This is a genomic window from Rhodococcus sp. 15-725-2-2b, from assembly GCF_002259075.1.
Classification (GTDB): domain Bacteria; phylum Actinomycetota; class Actinomycetes; order Mycobacteriales; family Mycobacteriaceae; genus Rhodococcoides.
The window spans coordinates 325,438-345,461 of the sequence record NZ_NPFL01000006.1 but is presented as its reverse complement, the minus strand read 5'-3'; the positions used below and the strand labels follow the sequence as shown (position 1 = coordinate 345,461).

Here is a 20,024-nt window from a genome sequence, read left to right as displayed (position 1 = left end):
CAAGCTGAGCCGACACTGCGACAGACCCTCGGTCAGCGCGCGAGCCCCGCCTCGTCGAAGGTGTTCGCGATCGTCTCGGCCAAGTGTTCGGCCATCGGTTCGCGCAACATGTCGACGTGATCTCCGGGGATGTCGACGAAACTCAGCTCACCACGGCCGACCGCCTGCCACGACCTGAGATCCTTCACGTTCTCCGCTGTGCGAACCACGGTCATCGAACCCGACCACGGTGTCGGCACGTGCTTGTTCAACGCCACGTACCCGATGCTTGCGAAGACCAACCATTCCATTGTCGTCGGGTACCGCAGCAGCCCGGCGAACCGCATCCGCACCCAGAGGGCGGCGGTGCCGATGCGACCGAGGTGGAAGCCTGCTTCTTCTCGCGTACGAGCAGGCGGCGCAGCCGGAACCTCGGTACCACCGGGCAACCTGTCCAGCAGATGCCGGAACAGCCGCGTGTCGAGAAGCAGCAGGTGCGGGGAGCCGAGGCCGGAGTCTCGGATCTCCTCCGCCATCGCGATGGCGATCCAGCCGCCGAGCGAGTGACCGACCAGATGGAACGGGCCCTCGGGCTGGACCGTACGAACAGCGTCGACGTAGCGCTTCGCGGTTCGCCGAATCGTTCGGTCCGGGCGTCCGCGCTTGCCTCGGCCGTGCGCCTGCAGCGCATACACCGGGCGGTCCTCGTCGATGTGCTTGACGAGGTTGAGAAAGGCCATCGCACCGACGCCTGCACCGCCGATCAGGAAGATCGGTGCCTTGCTGCCCTCGGTGCGCAGCGGCACGAGGACATCGTGTTCGCCGGTTGTACGCCGACGCGCAGTCGCTGCTTCCTCCAGGCGAGCATCGACTGTCACGGCCAATGCTCGAACGGTGGTCGCCGTGAATACGTCCTCCGGCGTCAGATCGATCTTCAGGCTCTCACGAAGGTGAGCCAGCATCGCCGTTGTGGTCAGCGAGTTGCCGCCCAGCGCCAGGAAATCCTCGTCCCGGCCGATGGTGTCCAGCCCGATCGCGGTGCGCGCGGCCTCGGCCACGATGTACTCGGTCGGGCCGACCGCCGTGCGCTCGACGCGTCGATCGGCGGGCTCGGGCAGTGCACTTCGGTCGAGCTTGCCGCGCTCGTTTCGCGGCATCGCGTCGAGCGCGACGATGTGGGTGGGGACCATCCATTCCGGCAGCGTCCGGCGCAGCGACGCTCGAATCTCGCCCACGGAGGGTCGCCGACCGGAACGAGCCGAGCACACGTAGGCGACCAGGTCGGTGTCGGTGCCGGAGGTCCGACCGATCACCGCTGCGTCGCCGATCTCCGGCATGGCGCGCAGTGCTGCCTCGACCTCGGCCGGCTCCACCAGGTATCCGCGCACCTTGACCGCGTCGTCGATGCGTCCGGCCAGGTGCAGCGTCCCGTGGTCGTCGAGTCGGCCCAGATCGCCGGTGCGATACCGGAACAGTCCGTCGCCGAGGGCGGTGAATCGTTGGGAGTCCAGACCGGCGCCGCCGAGGTAGCCGTCGGCCAGGCAGCTCGCCGTCACCCGTACTTCGCCGATCACGTCCGGTGCACACGTGGAACCGTCGGAGGTCACGACTTCGACGAGCTTGCCCGTGATGGGTCTGCCTGCAGGGAGAAAGCCCGACGGCAGCGCTCGTTCGGGCGGGTATTCGCTGTACGCGACGGCACCGGCTTCGGTGGTCGCGTACCAGTTGACCACCGTTGCGCGGCTGTCGAATCGCCGCCGAAAGCCGTCGGCATCGTCGGAGTGCAGGGATTCCCCGTACGTGACGACCACCCGCAGCGTGGACACGGCCCCGCGCCCGATGGGTCCGTGATCGGCTCCGGAGACTGCGCGCAGCAGCGACGACGAGCAATGCAGCGTGGTCAGGGAATGCTCGGCTGCCCACTCGACGGTGCTGCTGGGGACACCGGACCTGGGGTCGCGGCAGTACACGGCGGCACCGCTGAGCAACCCCGCGAACAGGGTGTTCAAGCCGGCACCGAAGCTGACCGGAAGGGAGTTTCCGACGCGGTCGTGTGGGCTCAGTGCCAACGCGGTGGCGACCTCGTATGCCTTGGTCAGACACATGCGGTGGCTGAGGATCACACCCTTGGCGGTGCCGGTGGATCCCGAGGTGTAATTGATCACCGCAGTGTGGTCGCCCGACAGCGTCGGCAGTGGAACACAGGAGTCGATGGCTGCGGCGACGGTGGCGGGGTCCAACGCTGTCGCGCCGGCCTGGTCGATGATCGTGGCGCGACGCTCGGCGGGAAGCATGGGGTCCAGTGGAACCAGGGGATGGCCCGCTGCGACGACGGCGAGCATCAACTCGATCGAATGCGTCGTCGCGTCGGTCTCCACGGCGAGCGGCCGAGAATCGGTGGGAAAGAGCGTGGCGATCTTCCGTGCCGACGAGTAGGCGCGATGCAGGAGCTCGTCGAAGGTGAGCGAGGTGCCGTCGACGTCGAGTGCGATTGCGTGCGGCAGAGCGTGGGCCACCTCGCGGTAGCGGGCCATCAGGGTGTCGCGACGTTCCGGCCGACACAGCGGGGCCAGCGACAGTCGGGTCGGCGCATCGATGTCCTGAATAGACATGATTCTCCTTGCACGAGCCCGACCCGTGATTGCGAAGTCGGTTTGATACCTCTAAACCGGCTCCGAGACTGTTTTACCGCTCCAAAGGTAGACGTGAACAGCCTTTTTACGCAAGCGGAAAACCGGACATTCCACAACAATCGGGTGACGTTGCGGAATGTCCGGTCGGTTTCGGGTACGCCCCTACAGGTCCGCGATGGCCTCGAGAGGCTTCGTGCGTGCTGCTCGAACGGCGGGCCACAGCGCGGCCAACACACCGACGACAGCGGATCCGAGCAGCATCGCCACCACCTGGCCCCACGGCACGGTCATGGTGCCCAGGCCCTCGTCGCGGAGAGTCTGCACGAATCCCCACCCGAACGCGATGCCGAGGACGACGCCCACGATCGCGCCGAACAGTGCGATGAGCAGCGACTCGAGATAGATGATGCGTCGTACCTGAGGCCGCTGCATGCCTATCGCGCGCAGCATGCCGATCTCCCGACGCCGCTCGACGACCGACAGGGCCAGCGTGTTGACGATGCCGAGCACGGCGATCACGACGGCCAGTGCCAGCAATCCGTACAGAACGGCGAGCAGGGTGTCGATCTGTTGACCCTGGCTACCCTTGAACTCCTCCACGTCCTGGACCTGGACGACGACGAACGGCTTGGTCGCGGCCTCGAGGTCGGACCGCAGCGTGTCCAGGTCTGTTCCGGGCGTGGCCTTGACCAGAACCAGGATGTCGGACCGGGTGATGGACGGCGTCACCTCCTGGTAGATGTCGCCCGAGACGATCCAACTCCCGATGAGCGGATTGTCGGTGAACACGCCGGTGACGGTCACCGGGACCGACGCCCCGTCCACGGTGTCGAAGGTGACCTCGGTTCCGACCGTCCACCCGCGCGTCGCCGCTTCGGTCTCCGACACCGAGAATCCCTCGCTGTCGAGGTCTGCAGTGCCCTGAACCATCGACAGCTCGAGCAGTCCCTCGGGTGAGCCGTCGATGGCGGCGCCGTACTCCTCCTGGCCGGCGATGGTGACGAATACCGGGTGCAGTACCGCTGTGCGGTCCACGCCGGTCACCTGCTGTGCTGCAGTCGTTGCACCGGTCGGAACACCGATCGACTGCGGACCGGACAGGATGTAGTCCGCCTCGACGCCGGTGTCCACGAGTGAGTCGACACTGGCCTTGGCGGTGGATCCGAGCACGCCGATGACGGTGACGAGCATGAGTCCGAGCATCAGGGCGAAGGCGGTGGCCGCGGTGCGTCGCGGGTTGCGTACCGAGTTGGTCCTGGCCAAGCGTCCGATCGCGCCGAACGGACGGGTGATGACGGCACCCAGCGCGCCGACCACCGGCCGTGACAGCGACGGTGCGGCCAGTGCGGTGGCGACGATCAGCGCGACGGCTCCCGCGCCGACCGTGGCAGCGGCAGCCCCGCCGGTCGACTGCGCGCCGATGATCAGTGCGGCTGCGCCTGCGATTCCCAGGCCGACGCCCACGAACGTCCGGGTGCGCAGGGTGTCGCCCGCAGAGGCGAACTCCTCTCGCATCGCGGCGACCGGCGGAATCTTGGCCGCTCGTCGGGCCGGTGCGTACGCGCTCAGCACGGTGACGAGGATTCCGACGGCGAAGGCGACGACAACGGTGCGCGGCTCCAGTGCCAGCGGTCCCGACGGCAGGCCCAGGTCGAAGGCGTTCAGCAGTGCTCGTAGGCCGTAGGCGAGCCCGACTCCGCCGACGAAGCCCAGGACGCTGCCGATGACGCCCACGACGAGGGCTTCGAGGACGACCGACCGGCTGACCTGTCCGCGGCTGGCTCCGATGGCGCGCAGCAGTGCCAGTTCGCGGACGCGTTGCGCGACGATCATCGAGAACGTGTTGTAGATGATGAAGGTGCCGACCAGCAGGGCGATCCCGCCGAAGGCGAGCAGGAAGTAGTTGATGAACGACAGCGCGGACTCGACCTCGGCCTGAGTCTCGGCCTGTACGTCCGCGGCGGTCTGGACCTTCAGATCGGGAAATGCCGCGGCGATCTCGTCGCGAAGATCGCTCTGACCCAATCCCTGTGCGGCGAGATCGTTGCCCGCGACGTCGATGTACTGCACGTGAGCGCCGTCGGTGAACAGCTCGTTCGCCTGGCTCTGCACGAACTGGATTCCGATGTAGCCGCCGGATTCGGTTGCCGTGGAATAGATTCCGCTGACGGTGACGTCGGTGATGCCCTTGGACGGCACGAGGACCTGGGTTGCGTCACCCACTTTCAGGCCTGCGCGCTCGGCGCCACCGGCATTGATGGCGATCTGACCAGGAGCGGTGGGAGCCGAACCGTCGACGAAGGTGGTCGGATCGCCGAGTCGTTGGTCGTCCGGGAGGTACGACTCACCGATGGTCGGTGCGCCGCCGGACTGGACGGCGGCACCGTCCGAGCCCAGCAGTACCAACTGTCCGCCGACGTACGGGGACACGGCGCGCACGTTCGGCAACGCCGAGATTGCTGCGATGTCCTCGTTCGGCACGCCGGAAGAGCGCGCGTCCTCGGGGCTCACTCGAACGTCCGCGCCCTGTGCGGTGTCGGCGAACAGCGAGGAGAAGGTGCGCTGGAGGGTGTCGGTGAAGACGAACGAACCCGCGACGAACGCCGTGCCGAGCACGACGGACAGCACGGTCAACGCCAACCGAACCTTGTGTGCTGCAAGGTTTCTCAACGACACCTTGCGCATGGGATTGCCCGACGGCTTTTGTCGAGGAGGTTTGTTGGAAACGGAATGCGCCATTATCGGACCGTCTCCAGCTTCTTCATCCGTTCGAGTACGGCGTCGGCCGTGGGCGAGTTCAGCTGATCGATGACCGCACCGTCGGCGAGGAACACGACGCGGTCGGCGTAGCTGGCCGCGCGTGGATCGTGCGTGACGATGACGACGGTCTGGTCGAATTCGTCTGCGGCAGTGCGCAGAATCGACAGCACCTCGCCGGACGAGCGAGAATCCAGGTTACCGGTCGGCTCGTCGCCGAACACGATGTCGGGCCTGCCCGCCAGCGCACGCGCGCACGCCACTCGCTGCTGCTGCCCGCCCGAGAGTTCGCTGGGACGGTGATCGAGGCGGTCGCGCAGGCCCAATTTGTCGACCACGGTGTCGAGCCAGGCCTGGTCCGCTACGCGGCCCGCGATGTCGAGCGGCAACGTGATGTTCTCCAGCGCGGTCAGTGTCGGCACCAGATTGAACGCCTGGAACACGAATCCGATTCGGTCCCTGCGCAATCCGGTCATCTCCTTGTCGGAGAGTGCCGTCAACTCGGTGTCGCCGATGGTCACCGTGCCCGAGGATGCGTTGTCCAATCCGGCCAGGCAGTGCATCAGCGTCGACTTGCCCGAACCCGACGGTCCCATGATGGCGGTGAATTCGCCACGCGCGAAGTCGACGCTCACCCCCGACAGTGCGTGAACCTGGGTGTCCCCGGATCCGTAAACCTTCGATACGTCGACCGCACGTGCGGCAATGTCGCTCATGCGTGCCAGTGTTCCAGCGTTCCGCGCCCGTCGCTATCAGGGGAGACCCTGAACACCACCCCTATGATGGGCGTCATGCGCATCGGAGCCCACGTCCGCGACAGCAGCGACCCTCTCGGTACCGCCGAGGCGCTCGGCGTCGACCTCGTCCAGATGTTCCTCACCGATCCGCAGAAGTGGAACAAACTTTCCCCGCACCCGCAGGGCGAGGCGCTGTTGACCGGCGACGTCGACGTGGTGGTGCACTCGTCCTACGTGCTCAACGTGGCGAGTTTGAACAATCGGATCCGCATTCCCTCGCGCAAGGCCGTCGTCGAGCAGGCTGCTGCCGCGGCCGAGATCGGGGCCATCGGTCTGGTCGTCCACGGCGGCCACGTTCGTGAGGGCGAGGACACCGCGAAGGGAATCGACAACTGGCGCAAGCTGTTCGAGCGCCAGGCGGAGCAGGGTGGCTTCGCCGTGCCGATCTTCGTCGAGAACACCGCGGGCGGAGACTCCGCGATGGCACGCCACTTCGACGACATCGCCCGGTTGTGGGACGCGATCGGTGAATTCGGTGCCGGATTCTGTCTGGACACCTGCCATGCGTGGGCCGGGGGCGAGGATCTGGTCGACGTGGTCGACCGAATCAAGGCCATCACCGGACGAATCGATCTGGTGCATCTGAACAATTCACGCGACGAGTTCGATTCGGCGCGAGACCGGCACGCGAATCTCGGCACCGGAACGATCGACGCCGAGATCCTGACGGCCGTCGCGCTGGCGGCCGACGCGCCGGTGATCCTCGAGACTCCGCCCGAGGGGATCGAAGACGACGTCAGGCTGCTGAAGAGCCTGTAGCGGCGGGCGTCGTCGTCGTCGCCAGCTGGCGAGCGGTGTCCGACCACAACCGGATCAGCTCGTCGGCTCCCTGCAGGCCGTGCGCCCAGGTGATTCGTGCCAGGGCAATGCCTATGTCGGTCACTGTGATTCCGATGTCGATGGCGTGGTCGCGGCTGGGCTCGGCCAGGGCAGAGTCACGGACGATGATCTGAGCTCCCGCGCGGCAGGCCAGCGCGGGATAGTTGCGGGTCAGCGCATAGTCGCGGCCGGCGTTCGGCACCGAGGCGAGCCGCCTCGCGACATCGTCGAGAAGGTGTTCGGCGTGGGAGGGCACGGTGAGGGCGTCGGTGTGGACCGCGGGGAGTCGGACCGGGTGAACGGCACCGGTGCGATCGAGATCGAGGTCGACCAACGCGCCGGCCGAGGAGCCGCGACGGTTGTTTCTCTGCCACGTGGATACGGCCGAGCCCAGGGCGGCCAGCAGCAGAACGCGGCGGTGATGCGGACCGTCGGGCAGTGCGAACGTCATCGACGTCTGCTCGAATTTCGTGAACTGTTCGGTGAGCAACGGTCGCTCCGCCGGGGTCAGGACGGCGACCCAGTACGGGACCTGTTCGGCTACCTCGGTGCAGAGAGTGCGTCCGAGCTGGGCCGGGCTGATCGTCTCGCGGTGCACGAGTCTCAGCGGTCCGAACACGCTCATGTCGGCGACCCCACTTCCGATCGGATTGTCCTAGCCTTACCTAACCTTGCTCAGGTTAGCTCGAGCCGGAATCGGACGCCAGGACGCCCCCGTCGGGATCGGTTCGGTCGGTGGTGCGCAGCGCCGGAATGCCGGGAGAGGCCGGTAACCTTCCGGTCTCGAGCTCGCCGAGCAGGCCCTCGGACCAGGTCAGCAGACCGGCGACATCGACACGATGCGGAGGGTCGGCCTCGAAACCGATGAGCCGGTCGTGTCCTTGCCGGAGCAGCGAACCGGCACCGACGCGGTTGCCACGCATCAGATGGGTCAAACCGACGGCGAGTTGGGCCAGGCCCTGCCACAACGGACGCTCGTCGGGCGAGCAGCTCTTCCACGTGCCTTCCAGTACCTCGTGCGCATGGAACGGCATGTTCGCGTCGAGGAATCTCTGGGCTTCGACGAGTGCGGCGGCGGGCGGAAGCCGGAGGTCGTCGGGCACGCGTGGGGTTCCGTTGCCGCCGCGAGCGAGGGGCCGCCCGAGACCGTCCCGAGGCCTGGCGTTCAGGGGCTTACCGTGCGCATCACGTTCACGTTCGGCCATGGCGGAAACCCTAGCGGGTGGTGGCCCGCACCGAGCTCACAGTCGCGACGACGTGCGTGCGGTGATGACACCCAGAGCTGCCAGTGCGGCGGCAGAGGTCGCGACCATCGTGGTGGACACGGCAACGGCGTCGTTTCCGAGGGCACCGACGATCGGCGCGACGATGGCACCGAGCCCGAACTGAGCTGCTCCGAGAAGGGCAGCGGCACCGCCTGCGGCCTCACCGTGCCTGGACAGCGCGAGCGCAGGTGCGTTGGGCATGACGAATCCGACGGCACCGAGCACGAACCACAGCGGAATCACGAAGCCGGCCATCCCACCGATCTCGGCGATCGCCAGCACGGCCATGACGCCGCCCGCGAGCACGGCGAACGACAGTGCGGCCAGCACGATCTGCACCGGAGCGAAGCGTCCGAGCAGGAGGACGTTGAGCTGAGATGCACCGATGAGCGAGATCGCACCGGCGGCGAAGACGATGGCGAACTGCTGCTCGTCGAGGCCGAATTCCTCCTGCAGAACGAACGACGAACCGGCGATGTATGCGAACAACGAGGACATCGCGAGGGCCGCGACGAGAACGAGCACCACGAACTGTGCGTCGCGCAGCAGAGAGCGGTAGGTGCGCAACACCGGCATGACTCCGCTCGCGCGACGGCGCTCGGGCGGCAGCGTCTCGCGTAGCGACACGATCGCCAGTGTCATCAGGGCGACACCCATGATTGCCAGCGCGGCGAACACGAGACGCCACGATCCCACCAGCAGCACGGCACCGCCGAGCGAGGGCGCCAGCACGGGTGCGACGCCCATGACGAGCATCAGCCGGGACAGCACGGTTGCGGCCGCGCGGCCGCTGAACAGGTCTCGCACGATGGCCATCGCGACCACTGCAGCGGCGGCGGCACCGAGACCCTGCACCACGCGTAGGCCACCGAGAACGGCGATGTTGGGAGCCACGATGCAGGCGACGGAGGCCAGGATGTGCACTCCGGTACCGACGATGAGCGGTAGTCGTCGGCCGACGATGTCCGAGAGCGGCCCGATGACGAGCTGTCCGAGGGCGAGGCCGATCAACGTGCCTGCGAGGGTGAGCTGCACCGCCGACGACGGGGTGTTCAGGTCGTCGGCGATGGCCGGAAGAGCCGGCAGATACATGTCGATGGTCAGCGGACCGAGCGCGATGAGTGCGCCGAGAACCAGGATCACCCGCAGGCGTTCCTTCGACGTCGGCTCGGGAGAGGTGTTCGTCGCTGGTGCTACGGGTGTCTCGGCTGCTGTCGTGTTCGGTGCTTGGGCCACCCGACGTTCAGCAACCGGGGTACTCGTTCTGTTCCCGGTTGCTGACTACAACTTTCGTGTCCTATGCCACGGCGTCGGACAGTACGGTCAGCTTCTCCACTTCCTGGCTGGTCAGAGCCAATGCGGGTGCGTCGAGCAGAGCCGGTAGCTGGGAGATCTTGCTCGCGCTGGCGATCGGGGCGGTGACGCCCGGTCGCGCGAGCAGCCACGCGAGGGCCACGCTCGAAATCTCCGCCGAACGTGAGTCGGCGATCTCACGTAGGCCTTGCACCACGTCGAGACCGGCGTCCGAGAAGTACCCCGTGGTCAGACGTTCGCGTTGCTTGCCGGCCAGGTCCTCTCGGGTGCGGTACTTACCGGTGAGGAATCCGGCGGCGAGGGAGAAGTAGGGAAACACGCCGAGATCGTTCTCGACGGCCAGATTCTGCAGCTCGCCTTCGTAGTCACGGCGGGCGACCAGGTTGTAGTGCGGCTGCAGTGCGATCGGTGCCGAGAAACCGTTGTCTCGGGCGAGGTCGAGCCATTCACGCACCCGCGCCGGGGTGTAGTTCGAGATGGCCACGTACCGCACCTTGCCTGCCCGGACCAATGCGTCGAACGCGGCGAGGGACTCGACCAGCGGAGTCTTCTCGTCGTCGTAGTGCGCGTAGTAGACGTCGATTCGGTCGGTCTGCAGCCGAGCCAGCGACGCGTCTGCGGCGGCACGGATGTTCTCCGGGGCCAGTCCGCGGAACTCGGGATGTTGGCTGACCTTGGTGGCGATGACGACATCGTCCCGGTTTCCGCGGGCTCCGGTCCACTTGCCGATGATCGTTTCGGACTCACCGCCGGAGTTGCCGTCGGCGAATGCCGAGTACGAATCTGCGGTGTCGACGAAGTTGCCTCCGCCTGCGGTGAACGCGTCGAGGATCTCGAACGACTCGGCCTCGTCGCTGGTCCAGCCGAACGTGTTCCCGCCCAGTGCGAGCGGAAAGATCTCCAGATCGGAACTACCGATGGCAACCACAGACAAACCCCTTACGTTGGCGAACAACTCGACTGTACGAGCAGCGAAGGCTCAGTGCCACGTGTGATCCACCAGCGCGGTGCGAGGACCGAACTTGGGCTTGGTGGCCTTGCCGCTCAGATACAGCAGCCGAATCGCGCGATGCCTGTGCGGTGCCAGGGGTCGGAGATACTCGACCATCTCCGCGTCGTCGATCGGCCTACCCAACAGCGACCAGCCCACCACCGACGCCAAGTGATAGTCGCCCACCGACAATGCGTCGGGATCCCCGAGGGCGCGTTGCGCGGTCTCGGCCGCCGTCCAGACGCCGACGCCCGGGATGGCCCGCAGCCTGCGCGCAGCGTCCTCGGGTGTCATTCCCGACGCCTCCTCCAGACGACCGGCCGCGCAGGCAACGCGGACGACGGTCTTGGACCGGGCCGGGTCGACGTTGGCGCGGTGGTACTCCCACGACGGGATACGGCGCCACACGTCGGGTGTCGGGAAGACGAACATCGGCTTCGGCGTCGGACCCGGTGCCTTCTCGCCGAACTTGGTCACCAGGTAACGCCACGACCCGAAGGCCGAAAGTCCGTGTACTCGTTGCTCGATGATCGCCGGGATCAGGGCCTCGAGCACCAGCCCCGTTCTACCCAGTCGCAGGTGCGGCAGCCGCCGGTGGGCTTCCTGGAGAATCGGGTGCTCGGGTGCGAACGTGGAGGCATCGTCGTCCACTCCGAGGAGCGCGGGTGCCGCGTCCAACAGGTCGGGTGCACCGGGGCCCCACGCTCGAACCTGGGCACTCGTCGGCGAGGTCTGGGTCAGGCGGTACGTCACCGGACCGGAGCTCATGCGCGACGTGCGCCAGATCCCGCCGTCCGGCGTCGACTCGTACGTGGGATCACCTCGGCCTCGACGCAGCGGCGACACCGACATCCGAACGTCGATCCGCTGTTCGGAGGTGACGAGTCGGACCACCCCGTCGGAACCGGCGTCGTCGGGCATCGGTTCTTCACCTCCGAAGGGTCGTGGCCGTGTGGCCCGAATGGGTCCTCGGCGGGGCGTCGATCGGCACGATCGCAGTACCGACGGCAAGATACATAGTGCCCCGCGGAACGCGGGATCACCGCACGGACTCCCTCGCCGCGTCCGGTTCCATCGACACCATCAGGAGGTTCTTCGTGACTCGATCGCGCGCAGCCGCGTTCGTCGGAGTTGCCTACGCGTTCGTCGTGGCGATGATGGGCACGACGATGCCGACGCCGCTCTATGCGCTGTACGAGATCGAGTTCGGCTTCTCCGTCTTCGTCGTCACCCTGGTGTTCGCGGCGTACGCGGTCGGTGTACTCGGTGCCCTGCTGGCCTTCGGCCGCTGGTCCGATTCGCTCGGGCGTCGGCCGATGCTGTTGGCCGCCATCGCTTTCGGACTGGTCAGCGCCGTGGTGTTCGTGTTCGCCGAGTCGTTGACGGCCCTGGTGATCGGGCGCCTGCTGTCCGGAATATCGGCAGGAATCTTCGTGGGCACCGCGACGGTGACCTTGATCGAACTGGTACCGGACAAGTGGCGCGACCGAGCCCCGGCCATCGCCACCGCGGCCAACATCGGCGGACTCGGCCTCGGCCCGTTGGTTGCGGGACTGTTGGCCGAGTACCTTCCCCAACCGCTGCGCCTGACGTTCTTCGTCGATATCGTCCTGCTCGTCGTGGCAGCGGTGGCGGTGTTCCTCGCGCCCGAGACCGTCAGGGTCGCACGCGGTGCCCGGCCGCACATGCAGCGCTTGTCCGTACCGGCGGATGTCCGCGGCACGTTTCTGCGCGCCTCGATCGGTGGCTTCGCCGGGTTCGCGGTACTCGGACTGTTCACCGCGGTCTCACCGGGATTCATCGCCGGCGTGCTGCAGATCGACAACCACGCGGTGACGGGTGCCGTGGTGTTCGCAGTCTTCGCCGCATCGGCGACCGCGCAGATCACCGTGCGCAAGGCCGACCCGACGTCGGCGCAGCGGTGGGGTTGCGTGGTCCTGATGCTCGGATTGGTGTGCCTGGCAGTGTCGTTGCTGGTGGCATCGCTGACGGTGCTGATCGTTGCGGCTGTGCTGTGCGGAGTGGGGCAGGGTGTGACGTTCAGCAACGGCATGTCGGCCGTCGACGCGGAACTTCCGCCGCACCGTCGAGCAGAAGTGACGTCGACGTTCTTCGTGGTGCTCTACGTCGCCATTTCGGTCCCGGTCATCGGCGCGGGAGCTGCGGCGAGCGAGTGGGGGCTGGTGGCGGCGGGGGTACTGTTCTCGGCCGTGATCGCCGTGTTGGCAGGACTGGCGTTCGTGTTGCTCACCGTGGACGGTAGGAAATCGAGGGTCGCCCGCGTGCCCTGATACGCGGGGTCGGTCGTGCCTCGGACCCATCGGGCAAGTCCCGCGGCGTTCGTGCGCGAGTCACCCGGGCTTTGTCGGTGCCCCGACGTAGGGTCTGAGACCGTGATCATCGTGAGTACGGACGGCTCGTGTCTGCGTAACCCCGGCGGAGCAATCGGGTGGGCGTGGGTCAACCACACGGGGCCGAGCAACTCCGGCGGTGAGCCCTCGGGCACCAACCAGGTCGCCGAGCTCAGGGCCCTGCTGGAGGCGGTGCTGGCGCACCCCGGCCCCGAGCCGCTGTTGATCGAATCCGATTCGCAGTACGCCATCAAGTGCGCGTCCGAGTGGCTCGCAGGCTGGAAGCGCAAGGGCTGGAAAACTGCGGGCGGTTCCCCGGTACGCAACCTCGAGCTCGTGCAGAGCATCGAGCGAGCCATCACCGAACGCGAAGGTCCGGTCCGGTTCCGGTGGGTCCGCGGACACGTCGGCAATCACTTCAACGAAGCAGCCGACGCCTTGGCAGGGGAGGCGGCACGCGCCGTGGCCGCAGGCGGTCCGACAGCGCCGGCCAAGAACGCGACCGACAAATCGACACCGGACCCGGCGGATGCAGTTCCCTCGTCTCCGGTCCAGGCCCCGGCTGCGCGTGAGACGTCGACGTCCGACGACGCGGTTCCCACTCTGTTCTGATCGCTCGTTCGCCTGGACGTCGGAATCCTCCCCCGGCACTCGGTAGGATCGCGACATTCCACTCATTTCGGGATTGTCCGATACCGGAGGCGTCGAGAGCACTGTGCACTGCATAGATCCCCCTAGGCCGTCCGTGGCCGCTGCTCCATCAGAGGTCACTGCTTCGGCCGTCCGATTTCGAGTGATCGCATGGTGATCACCGCGCTACTGTCGTTGCTCCTCGGCTTCGTACTCACCGCCGCGATCATCGCGGCCAACGGATACTTCGTGGCTCAGGAGTTCGCTTACATGTCCGTCGACCGGGCGACGCTGCGTACCGGAGCCGAGAAGGGCGACGCGTCGGCCGAGCGGGCACTGAAGGTCACCAAGCGCACCTCGTTCATGCTGTCGGGCGCGCAGCTGGGCATCACGGTCACCGGTCTGATGGTCGGCTACGTGGCCGAGCCGTTCATCGGCGAATCGCTGGGCGAGCTGCTGAGCAGCGCCGGAGTTCCCATCGCGGTGGGAATTTCGATCGGCACGGTGGGCGCTCTCGTGCTCGCGACCGTCGTGCAGATGATCTTCGGCGAGCTCTATCCGAAGAATCTCGCGATCGCGAACCCCGATCCGCTGTCCCGACGCCTCGCCCGGTCGACGCTGATCTACCTGGCCGCGTTCGGTTGGCTGATCACCTTCTTCGACAAGTCCTCCAACGCGATGCTGCGTCTACTGCGCGTCGAACCGGTGCACGACGTGGACAGCAGTGCCACCGCCAAGGATCTCGAGAGCATCATCGACGATTCCCGGGCCAGCGGGGATCTCACCGAGGATCTGTCGTTGCTGCTCGACCGCATCCTGGACTTTCCGGAACGCGACGTCGAGCACGCCATGATCCCGCGTAGTCGGGTGGACGCAGTCACCCCCGCCACCGCCATCGGCGAGATGCGGGCGCGGATGGTGCGTGCGCACACGCGCTACCCGGTGATCGGCGACCGTGACGAGCCGATCGGTGTGGTGCAGCTGGCCGAGGTGTTGGCCGCTGCCCCCGACGACAGCCGTTCGGTCACCGAGATCATGCGAGCACCGCTGATCGTGCCGGAGCTGATGCCGCTCGAGGATGCCTTGGAGCTGTTGTCGAGCACGAAGAACGAATTGGCATGCGTGATCGATGAATACGGCGGATTCGCCGGTGTGCTGACCATCGAGGATCTCGCCGAGGAGCTGGTCGGCGAGATCACCGACGAGCACGACGAGGACATCGTCGGCGTGGAGGTTCGGAAAGACGGAGTGTGGCTCATGGACGGCGACGTCCACGTCGACGAGGTCGAACGCACCATCGGTCGCGACATGCTGTTGCCGCGAGGCGATTACGAGACACTTGCCGGCCTGCTCATCGCAGAGGGCGGAAATCTGCCCGAGGTCGGAGACACGGTGCGGATCGACCTCGCGGTGTTCGGGGCCGACCTCATGGAAGAGGTGCCGCCGCGTCCGTCTTTGGAGGTGGAGGTGCTCGAGGTCGATCGGCACGTGCCGAGTGAGCTGAGAATCAGACTCCACGAGAATTCGCCGGACGGCAGCGAGGATTCGCAGGAGTCGGACGAGGAGGCGGACCGATGAACGCATGGGTCGTCGTCGCCGTGACGGTCGCGCTCATCGCGCTGAGTGCGTTCTTCGTCGTCATCGAGTTCGCTCTGCTCGGTGCCCGAAGGCACCGACTGGAGGAGAAAGCCGGAACGAGCCGATCGGTGCGGGCGGCGCTGCGCGGAATGAACGAGTTGACGATCATGTTGGCGGGCGCGCAGCTGGGCATCACTGCCTGCACCTTCGCTCTCGGTGCCGTCACCAAGCCCGCCGTCGATTCCTGGCTGGGGCCGGTGTTCACCTCGTGGGGTGTGCCGGGTTGGTTGGCCGGAACCGCCGCGTTCGCGCTGTCGCTGTTGCTCGTCACGTTCCTGCATCTGGTGATCGGTGAGATGGCCCCCAAGTCCTGGGCCATCGCGCATCCCGAACTCGCTGCCACCATCATCGGGCTACCGTCTCGGGCGTTCATCCGCCCCTTCCGGCTGTTCCTGGTGTGGGTCAACAAGATCGCCAACAAGCTCGTCGAACGGTCGGGAGTGGAGCCGGTGGAGAGCGCCGCGGTCGGCGGACGCGACGCCGAGACCATCCGCAATCTCGTCGAGTACTCGTCGCAGGTCGGTGTACTGGAACCGGAACTGCAAACCCAGATCACCCGGGTGATCGAACTCGAGACACTGACCGTCGAGACGATCACGGTGCCCGACTCCGAGGCGACCTCGGTGCCGCACGGTGCCACCGTCTCCGATGTGCAGGCGGCCGCGCTGCGTTCCGGTCACCTTCGGGTACTGCTCACCGACAGCTCCGGCGCGACGCCCGGCGTCGTCCATGTGAGAGACACGTTGCTGGCCGACGTCGGGGAGCCGGCGGCCGACTACGCGCGGGAGGCCTACACGGTCGACGGATCGACACCGGTGTACGAGTTGCTACGGCAGATGCGCAACCGCAGCGTGCAGCTGGCGGTCGTGGAGACCGGTGGACGGTTCCTCGGCATCGTCACGCTCACCGACGTCATCAAGCGGGTACTACCCACGGCTCCTGCTGCATAGCAATGTGATTCAGCCGCGAGGTTGCATCCGGCTGTTGGGCAGAGGTGGCGCGTGCAGTCGAGATCCCGGATACCCCTCGACGGTGCCGAACTGCTCGCTCTCGCGCTCGTAGGCGGCCCGGTACTCGACGACGTCCTCGTGGCTGCGGCCGACGAAGTTCCACCACATGACGATCTGCTCGCCGAACGGCGGTCCACCGAGCAGCAGCAGTCGCACCTGCTCTCGGGTCGGGTTGTGGAGATCGAGCGTCGAACTGCCCGGTTCGCGGTAACCCAATTCGGCTGCTGCAAGGACGGTCTCGTCCATCGTCACGGTGCCCTGATCGACGATGACGCCGTGCTCGAACGTCGAGTCGACGTCGAGGGTGACGCGGGCTCCGGCGTCGAGCACGAGCTCGGCTCCGAGGAGCGGGGTGAACGTCGCCACCGGTGAGGTCTCACCGAGCAGCGAGCCGAGGAACACTCGTGCGGTCAGCCCCTGGCTCGTGTGGGTCGGTGGCACGTGGTGCTCGAAAGTCGGCGCGGTGAAGCGCGATCGAGCCGGCAGGGCAACCCACAGCTGCATGCCGTGCAGAATCTCGGTCTCCGGGGTGGAGGTCTCGGAGTGACTGATGCCGTAGCCGGCCGTCATCAGATTCAGCTCACCCGGCCGCACCATGGCATGTGATCCGACGCTGTCGCGGTGTTCGATCTCGCCGGAGAACAACCAGCTCACGGTCTGGAGTCCGGTGTGTGGATGGGGTGGCACGTCCATCGACGAGGTGTCGGGGCCGTAGTGGTCCGCGAAGCACCACGCGCCGATCAGTGAACGCTGCCGCTGCGGGAGCGTGCGCCGAACCTTCAGGGCGCGCGGGCCGCCGAGAGGAACCTCGCGTGGGGTGAGAATTTCGATCACGTCTGCTCCTGATGGCACGAAAGTCTTGGCGCTCGAATCGACTACGTGGAACAACCCGAATGCGACGAGGGCTGTTCCCGGTCCGGACTAACCGACGAGGGACGCGGTTCCGCTGAGCAGCCGCACGTCGTACGACTCGGCCGCACCGTGCACCTCGGTCGATCCACCGTGGACCGTGTAGAGCACCGCGTAGGAGGTGAAGGTCACGGGTTGGTTGTCGTCGGAGTCGACGGCCACGCGTGGCAATACGACAAGCAGGTGGGTCCGGTTACCGTCCGAAAGATTGTCGACGACGGTGCGAATCTCGAAACCCAGGTCCGATCGGGTGACGTCGGTGGACTCGAACGTCTGTCCGCTCAGAACGAGCTGCGCCGCCCAGACGCCTGCGGATCGATGGGCATCGACGGTCCCGGTGATGTCGTCGCCGGTGAAGTCGTAGTGATTCGCTGCGGTGAAAGGCATGGTCACAGGCTATTCCTCGGGTCGTGGAAAAACTTCGAAAAAATTCCTCATCCGGCACCCATCCACCTCGAGAGGGGCTGCGAATGCTCAATGAGACACCCGCTACTGCTGTCGCCCCCGACCGCCGTCAGTAGTGGGTGTCTCCCTTTTTGTGTGTGGGAAGACGTCCACATCGTGATGGATGCCCTCGGCTCGACCCGATCCGCCGCCCGAGACCGGATCGGAAGATTTCCGGCGAGTCGAACCGGTGATCGGTACGCTTTCGGACCTGGGCAGGTCGTTTCTCGAGGGAGCCTCATGTACGAAGACTTTCGATCGCCCGCATCGCGGCACGGCGAGCGATCGAATGCGTCGGTACAACCACGTTCGACGCGGGCGCACGGGCAGGCGCGTAGTCGCCACCGCAAACGGTCGAGCACGCCCTCGCCGCCGAGGTCGATCTCGAGTATCACCGCTCCGCCGCTCGGACCTCAGCCCAGTGCGGCTCAGGTTCTTCGCCACTGGTTCGCTGCCCCGCACGATTTCGACTGGATTTTCGTGCACAAGTCGACTCGTCCGCTGCACCGACTGATCCGAGTCGTGTTCGCGAGCTGTGTGGCTCTGTACGCCGCCGTGTCGATGTTGATGCTGGCCTCACCGAACGGGCCGACCGGATCGGGTCCGGTTGCCTACGTGATCTTCATCCTGGTTCTGCAGTTCGCCGCGATCCTGTGGTTGCTGGTCGGGCCGCTACCGGACCGCAAGTGGCAGCTGGTGGCTTTCCTGGTATTCGGCGACGTCGGTCTTGCGTCGGTGATTCTTCTCGATGTCCCCACGTCGGCGCTGATCGGCACGTTCCTCTTCGCGCTGACCGGGTCGATGTGCACCTTCTTCCTCGGTCCGAGACTGCTCGTCGCGCACCTGGTGTTCGCCAATCTGGTGATCGTCTACATCGGGGCGGCCGCATATGTGCAGGGCTTGTGGGGTCCGTGGGATGCGATCGCCGCCGTGCTGGTGGCCGCAGGGGCGACGTCGGGTGTCCCGATCTTCGCCCAGATCGCCTGGTCGTTGGTGTGCGAGGATGCGCGGCAGTCCGAGATCGATCCGCTGACCCGAATGAAGAACAGACGCGGATTGCAGAATGCCATCGAAGATCTGCGCATGGTCGCCCACCGCGAGCAGTTGGCTTTCGTTCTCGTTCTGGTCGATATCGATCGGTTCAAGAGCGTCAACGACCGCTATGGACACGACCAGGGCGATGCCGTCATCGTCCTCGTTGCCGACCGACTCCGCGCCCACCTCGGGAAGGTGGGGGTGGTGGCGAGAACCGGGGGCGAGGAGTTCGTGGCCGTCCTCGTCGGCGAGGCAGAACAATTGTGTGACCTGGTGCTCGACGTGAGCGGCACGCTGACGGACTGCTCGGATCCGATACCGGTCACGGTCAGTGCCGGCGCTGTCGTGATCGCTCCTGATTCGGAGGCATGGTCATCAGGGGTCGATGTGGTCAACGACGCGACGCGCGCGGCGGACTCTCTCATGTACCGAGCGAAAGCGGACGGTGGAAATCGGACGATGCTCGAGACGATGTAGAGCTCAATTCGCTCGTACTGTCATGAGCGAGCGCGGACTTCCTCTGCCCGCGCCCGCCCGGTGACGGTTCCCCGTCAGAACGGGTAGCCGACTCCCGTCAATTTCTCGCTGGCGTCCCACAGCTTCGCGGCAAGAGCCGGGTCCTGTGCGGTCTTGGTCATGCTCGCCGGGCCCGGCTTGCCGCGCGTCTCGAACAGGGATTTGGGGCCGCTGTACGTGCCGCCACCCGCAACGTCGACGGCGTAGAGCGTGGGACGTGCTCCGGCACTGGCGGATTGCGAGAAGATCTTCAGTCCGATCGGAGCGAGGGTGGACAGGATCTTGTTGCTGCCCAGCCCGTCGGGGCTCGAGTACAGCTCGGTGGCCGAGATTCCGGGGTGCGCGGCATTGCTGGTGATCTTCAGTCTGGCCTTGTCGATCCGGCGCTGGAGTTCCAGAGCGAACAGGATGTTCGCAAGCTTGGAATTGGCGTATCCACGCTGAGGGTTGTACCCACGCTCGAGCTGAAGATTGTCGAAATCGAGCTTGGGTCCCTGCCGGTGTGCGACGGATGCGATCGTGGTGATCTTCGCGTCCGCAGCGAGCTTGGGGAACAGCAGGCCGGTCAAGGCGAAGTGGCCTAGGTGATTGGTGCCGAGCTGGAGCTCGAAGCCGTCCGCCGTCTCGGTCCGCATTGACGGCATCATCACGCCCGCATTGTTGATCAGCGCGTCGATCGACTCCGGTGCCGACGCGGCGTATTCACGCACCGAGGCCAGGTCCGCGAGGTTCAGGGTGGCGGTGTCGACGGTTCCGCGGGGTGCCTCCGCCGAAATTTTGGCCGCGGCGGCATCGGCCTTGTCCTTGTTGCGGCACGCGAGCGTTACGTGGTCGCCGCGCTTCGCCAACTCCAGGGCGGTGTAGTAGCCGATACCGGTGTTCGCACCGGTGATGACAACGCGTCTCTGCTTGTTTTCGGGCACGCCGCCAGGTTAC

The 20,024-nt window shown here is 66.2% G+C and carries 17 protein-coding genes; 6 read left to right on the top strand and 11 right to left on the bottom strand.

Going from position 1 to position 20,024, the window contains the following annotated elements; translation table 11 throughout:
- Positions 1 to 32 precede the first annotated feature (32 nt).
- From CH306_RS07345 to CH306_RS07335, 3 genes are all read right to left on the bottom strand, one after another.
- Positions 33 to 2,591 carry an alpha/beta fold hydrolase gene (locus CH306_RS07345; protein WP_094646144.1) on the bottom strand — a complete coding sequence of 853 codons (2,559 nt, stop codon included), beginning with the start codon at positions 2,589 to 2,591 and terminating at the stop codon, positions 33 to 35.
- 183 nt (positions 2,592 to 2,774) lie between these two features.
- On the bottom strand, positions 2,775 to 5,297 hold the full coding sequence (locus CH306_RS07340; RefSeq protein WP_032396801.1) for an ABC transporter permease: 2,523 nt from the start codon (positions 5,295 to 5,297) through the stop codon (positions 2,775 to 2,777).
- Positions 5,298 to 5,350: 53 nt separating this feature from the next.
- Entirely contained in the window at positions 5,351 to 6,085 is a 735-nt protein-coding gene (locus CH306_RS07335; RefSeq protein ID WP_094646143.1) for an ABC transporter ATP-binding protein, read from the bottom strand.
- Between the two features lie 75 nt (positions 6,086 to 6,160).
- Here CH306_RS07335 and CH306_RS07330 point away from each other — a divergent pair, with 75 nt between their 5' ends.
- Positions 6,161 to 6,925: a deoxyribonuclease IV gene (locus tag CH306_RS07330; protein ID WP_045200588.1), complete on the top strand. Its 765-nt coding sequence runs from the start codon at positions 6,161 to 6,163 to the stop codon at positions 6,923 to 6,925.
- Here CH306_RS07330 and CH306_RS07325 read toward each other — a convergent pair.
- The 5 genes from CH306_RS07325 to CH306_RS07305 form a co-directional block, all read right to left on the bottom strand.
- The gene (locus CH306_RS07325; RefSeq protein WP_094646142.1) at positions 6,903 to 7,610 is read right to left on the bottom strand and encodes a hypothetical protein; all 708 of its coding nucleotides are present in this window, start codon (positions 7,608 to 7,610) and stop codon (positions 6,903 to 6,905) included. The genes CH306_RS07330 and CH306_RS07325 overlap by 23 nt on opposite strands.
- A gap of 55 nt (positions 7,611 to 7,665) precedes the next feature.
- Positions 7,666 to 8,190 carry a DUF309 domain-containing protein gene (locus CH306_RS07320; RefSeq protein ID WP_045197506.1) on the bottom strand — a complete coding sequence of 175 codons (525 nt, stop codon included), beginning with the start codon at positions 8,188 to 8,190 and terminating at the stop codon, positions 7,666 to 7,668.
- Positions 8,191 to 8,226: 36 nt separating this feature from the next.
- Complete coding sequence (locus CH306_RS07315; RefSeq protein ID WP_032396799.1) at positions 8,227 to 9,486, bottom strand: multidrug effflux MFS transporter; 1,260 nt, start codon at positions 9,484 to 9,486, stop codon at positions 8,227 to 8,229.
- A 61-nt stretch (positions 9,487 to 9,547) separates the two neighbouring features.
- Complete coding sequence (locus CH306_RS07310) at positions 9,548 to 10,492, bottom strand: aldo/keto reductase (protein WP_094629155.1); 945 nt, start codon at positions 10,490 to 10,492, stop codon at positions 9,548 to 9,550.
- Between the two features lie 51 nt (positions 10,493 to 10,543).
- Entirely contained in the window at positions 10,544 to 11,476 is a 933-nt protein-coding gene (locus CH306_RS07305) for a DNA-3-methyladenine glycosylase family protein (protein WP_094629156.1), read from the bottom strand.
- 29 nt (positions 11,477 to 11,505) lie between these two features.
- On the opposite strand from CH306_RS07305, the gene CH306_RS07300 reads away from it, so the two are divergent.
- The 4 genes from CH306_RS07300 to CH306_RS07285 all read left to right on the top strand — a co-directional run bounded on the left by CH306_RS07300 (position 11,506) and on the right by CH306_RS07285 (position 16,124).
- The gene (locus CH306_RS07300; protein ID WP_256981078.1) at positions 11,506 to 12,846 is read left to right on the top strand and encodes an MFS transporter; all 1,341 of its coding nucleotides are present in this window, start codon (positions 11,506 to 11,508) and stop codon (positions 12,844 to 12,846) included.
- A gap of 102 nt (positions 12,847 to 12,948) precedes the next feature.
- Complete coding sequence (locus CH306_RS07295) at positions 12,949 to 13,518, top strand: ribonuclease H family protein (protein ID WP_094646141.1); 570 nt, start codon at positions 12,949 to 12,951, stop codon at positions 13,516 to 13,518.
- 192 nt (positions 13,519 to 13,710) lie between these two features.
- Positions 13,711 to 15,114, top strand: coding sequence for a hemolysin family protein (locus CH306_RS07290; protein WP_094646423.1), 1,404 nt, complete (start codon positions 13,711 to 13,713; stop codon positions 15,112 to 15,114).
- A complete protein-coding gene (locus tag CH306_RS07285; protein ID WP_094646140.1) occupies positions 15,111 to 16,124 on the top strand; it encodes a hemolysin family protein in 1,014 nt (337 codons plus the stop codon). Before CH306_RS07290 ends, CH306_RS07285 begins: the two co-directional genes overlap by 4 nt.
- Before the next feature lie 9 nt (positions 16,125 to 16,133).
- Here the strand turns inward: CH306_RS07285 and CH306_RS07280 are convergent, their stop codons facing one another.
- On the bottom strand, positions 16,134 to 17,018 hold the full coding sequence (locus CH306_RS07280) for a pirin family protein (protein WP_094646139.1): 885 nt from the start codon (positions 17,016 to 17,018) through the stop codon (positions 16,134 to 16,136).
- Between the two features lie 87 nt (positions 17,019 to 17,105).
- The gene (locus tag CH306_RS28785; RefSeq protein ID WP_143544362.1) at positions 17,106 to 17,480 is read right to left on the bottom strand and encodes a hypothetical protein; all 375 of its coding nucleotides are present in this window, start codon (positions 17,478 to 17,480) and stop codon (positions 17,106 to 17,108) included.
- A gap of 537 nt (positions 17,481 to 18,017) precedes the next feature.
- Between CH306_RS28785 and CH306_RS29010 the strand changes: the two genes are divergently transcribed.
- Positions 18,018 to 19,049, top strand: a complete 1,032-nt coding sequence (locus CH306_RS29010; protein WP_179272823.1) for a GGDEF domain-containing protein — start codon at positions 18,018 to 18,020, stop codon at positions 19,047 to 19,049.
- 74 nt (positions 19,050 to 19,123) lie between these two features.
- On the opposite strand, the gene CH306_RS07270 is transcribed toward CH306_RS29010, so the two are convergent.
- The gene (locus tag CH306_RS07270) at positions 19,124 to 20,011 is read right to left on the bottom strand and encodes an oxidoreductase (RefSeq protein WP_094646137.1); all 888 of its coding nucleotides are present in this window, start codon (positions 20,009 to 20,011) and stop codon (positions 19,124 to 19,126) included.
- Positions 20,012 to 20,024: the final 13 nt, after the last annotated feature.

Bases quoted from the DNA above. Each gene is read 5' to 3' on its own strand.
- CH306_RS28785 (WP_143544362.1), bottom strand. From the start codon at position 17,480: ATGCCTTTCACCGCAGCGAATCACTACGACTTCACCGGCGACGACATC.
- CH306_RS07330 (WP_045200588.1), top strand. From the start codon at position 6,161: ATGCGCATCGGAGCCCACGTCCGCGACAGCAGCGACCCTCTCGGTACC.
- CH306_RS07340 (WP_032396801.1), bottom strand. From the start codon at position 5,297: ATGCGCAAGGTGTCGTTGAGAAACCTTGCAGCACACAAGGTTCGGTTG.
- CH306_RS07335 (WP_094646143.1), bottom strand. From the start codon at position 6,085: ATGAGCGACATTGCCGCACGTGCGGTCGACGTATCGAAGGTTTACGGA.
- CH306_RS07325 (WP_094646142.1), bottom strand. From the start codon at position 7,610: ATGAGCGTGTTCGGACCGCTGAGACTCGTGCACCGCGAGACGATCAGC.
- CH306_RS07320 (WP_045197506.1), bottom strand. From the start codon at position 8,190: ATGGCCGAACGTGAACGTGATGCGCACGGTAAGCCCCTGAACGCCAGG.
- CH306_RS07285 (WP_094646140.1), top strand. From the start codon at position 15,111: ATGAACGCATGGGTCGTCGTCGCCGTGACGGTCGCGCTCATCGCGCTG.
- CH306_RS07305 (WP_094629156.1), bottom strand. From the start codon at position 11,476: ATGCCCGACGACGCCGGTTCCGACGGGGTGGTCCGACTCGTCACCTCC.
- CH306_RS07345 (WP_094646144.1), bottom strand. From the start codon at position 2,591: ATGTCTATTCAGGACATCGATGCGCCGACCCGACTGTCGCTGGCCCCG.